Raw genomic sequence first — 2808 nt, 5'->3', positions numbered from 1 at the left:
ATACAACAACTCCGCCAACTCCTGGAACAGTAACAGAAATTGAGTTACCGTCTTCCGTTTATGTAAGAGAGATGTCAAAATATAATGCCGATTCAGTATTAACTGATAATAAGGCTAATATAGAGGGCTCAACTTTGGCTGATAACTCTACAGTGACTATAGGAGGCAATACTACTAATTATTTTGAAGCTTTAAATAGCGTATTTGATAATGATAAGTCAAGTTCTGTGGCAGCAGATAGTAATTTTAACGTAGTCGATCAATCAAATTTATCTCCTTGGCTTGCTAACAAGCTTCAACCGAACCCTGAACTAGAACTAAAAACAGTAAAAAAAGGTGAGAATCAAACAGAGTTTAATAAAGCTTATTTAAAGGTTCCTAGTGGAGAATTTACTTTAGAAGATGGCTGGTATATAAATAATGATAAAACACTAATCATTGGTTCTGATGATGCAAAAGATCTTGTTGTAACAAATGAAGCCAATAAAGATAATGCCGAATATACAGGCAAAAAAGTAGTGGTATTGGAGGATGGACAAACTCCTCCGAGAGTATTTGGCGGCGATAATAGTGACGATATTACAATAGACAACGTATCGGTAGATTTTGTATCTACAGGAACAGGAGATGATAAAGTAACCTTAAAAAACGGTGCTAAAGTACTTAAGGATATTAATACCGGAGACGGAGAAGATACTGTAAATGTAGACGGTGCTAGCACTGAGGTAAAAGGAAATATATTTACTAACGCAGGCGATGATACAATAAATATTACAAACAAAGGAAGCGTCGCAGGTAATATAAATAGTGGAGACGGTAAGGATACTATAACCGTAAACAATGCTACTGTGGAAAAAAATATCTATGGTAGAGAAGGAGATGATGAAATAACTCTAGATAAAGCAGCTGTAAAAGGAAACGTAGAAGCCGGCAAAGGAGCAGGAAAAGTAGACATATCCGGCGGAACTATAGTAGAAGGTCACGTCAGAAGCGGAATAGAGCGAGAGATTATTGAAAAAGGAGATACTACTGATAATCATGATTTCGCAGGAAATGTAAATGTAACTATAAAAAATTCAACAGTTAATAAAACGATAGACTTAAACGGACTGGGAGATAGGGAGATAACCTTAGATAAGTCTACTGTGCATGGCACTATATATGCGGGACATTATTCGGATTCTAAGATTACGGTTAAAGATTCTAAAGTAGGATTTAAAATATTGGGAGAAGGCGGTAATGATACTATAGTAATAGATAATTCCACAATAGGAGCAAACCCTCAATTTAAAAATGAGGCTAGTTCTGTCGTCTTTGGAGATGGAAGTAACTTCAAAGATGGAAACGATATTATAGAGATAAAAAATAACTCCATAATTCAAGGTGGTATTGAAGGTGGAGGCGGTAATGATACTGTCAAGGTAGTAGATTCCACAGTAGGCAACTCTAAATTTGAAGAGCAAAATAAAGCTGCTATTTTAGGAGATGGAATTGATTCTAAACAAGGTAACGATACTATAGGAGTAGAAAATTCCACAATTATAGGCGGTATTGACGCAGGAGGCGGTAACGATACTATAATCACAGACGGCAACAAATCAACTATAACAGGCCAGCAGCAACAAGGAGGTGCTGGTGATGATACTATCATTACCAATAATGGTGGAGATCTAATCATAGAGAGTATGGAAGGTAGCAAAACTATCGATCTATCAAACATATCATCAGTGGATAAAAATATAAAATCCATTGATTTATCACAAGTAGATGGCGCAAAGCTAAATATAACTGCACAAGATGTATTGGATGTAAATAAAGCCAATGGCTCAGAAATCCTTACTATAAAAGGTGGTAGTGATGACTTAGTAAGCAAAACCGATAGTTCTGAATGGACTAAGACATCTGGAAGTGTAGGTGAACCTGATCAATACTCAACGCAATTACAACCAAGTGGTGAAACTGTTATTATTAAAATAGATCAAACCATCAATACTGATTTAGTGTAATAGTTTATAGTTCTAAATGCTCCGATCTTATAAAAATCGGAGCATTTGACTCTCAATTTTTATTTATATTAATTAGTGTTTAAATCATGTTTTTGAGCAAATTTGTGAGCTGATAAAAATTTATCTGCTAGACCAAAGCTTGGGTCTTTATGTATGTAGTCGTCTTTTATTGCTATTGAAAAAATAGAGTGCATATGCGTTATTATCTCATGTATTGCATGTATTGTGCGAAGTCTTGATTTGGCAGGATTATTATGGTTAAAAATAAGCATTAAAATATCCGCTATTATGTAGCAAATGCACAAAAAAAGAAATATAAATATAATATTTCTTTTTTTGATTTTTTAAAAAGAATAATATTCTTTTTAAAGTTTTGCTATTTTTGTTCATTTTCTATATTTAAAGATGTTCCATAATCTAAACTTTCTATATATTCTTTCATGAGCTTGAAATCAGGAATGTATTTATGGTCAGAATATTGTGCTTTTTCGTCTAATTTAGGATTATTGTTCTCGTCATATTCTATTGGCAAATTAATTTTTAGTTTTGAAATTACACTATTATATACTGCTCTGCCATAAGAGAATCTATATCTTTCTTTATTTATTAATGTAGCTATAAATAATCCAATTTTACAATCCATTTCTTCAAATAAAGGTGTTAAAATATTTACTCGACCGTGGCTAACTGCGTAAAATTCTTTTGGTTGATAGAAAGCATTGCAAAACATATCAACTGTAATTGAATTACCTTCGAAAGTTTTAGCAATACCATCACCATTTTGTTCTATATATTTGACGAT

Annotated in this window: 3 protein-coding genes; 1 reads left to right on the top strand and 2 read right to left on the bottom strand. The window is 33.2% G+C overall.

Features of this window, described 5'->3' with window-relative positions:
* Nucleotides 1–2006 (top strand): hypothetical protein (locus CDOM16190_RS10460; RefSeq protein WP_170020780.1); only part of this gene is annotated, 2006 nt, incomplete at its 5' end.
* Between the two features lie 68 nt (nt 2007–2074).
* On the opposite strand, the gene CDOM16190_RS10455 is transcribed toward CDOM16190_RS10460, so the two are convergent.
* Both CDOM16190_RS10455 and CDOM16190_RS10450 read right to left on the bottom strand, forming a co-directional pair.
* Nucleotides 2075–2278, bottom strand: coding sequence for a hypothetical protein (locus tag CDOM16190_RS10455; protein WP_170020778.1), 204 nt, complete (start codon nt 2276–2278; stop codon nt 2075–2077).
* Nucleotides 2279–2382: 104 nt separating this feature from the next.
* The coding region (locus CDOM16190_RS10450) for a restriction endonuclease subunit S (RefSeq protein WP_170020776.1) at nt 2383–2808 on the bottom strand (426 nt) is incomplete at its 5' end.

This window comes from Campylobacter sp. RM16190, from assembly GCF_012978835.1.
Classification (GTDB): domain Bacteria; phylum Campylobacterota; class Campylobacteria; order Campylobacterales; family Campylobacteraceae; genus Campylobacter_A.
The sequence above is the reverse complement of the archived record's forward strand: the minus strand, read 5'-3'. Positions and strand labels throughout refer to the sequence as shown.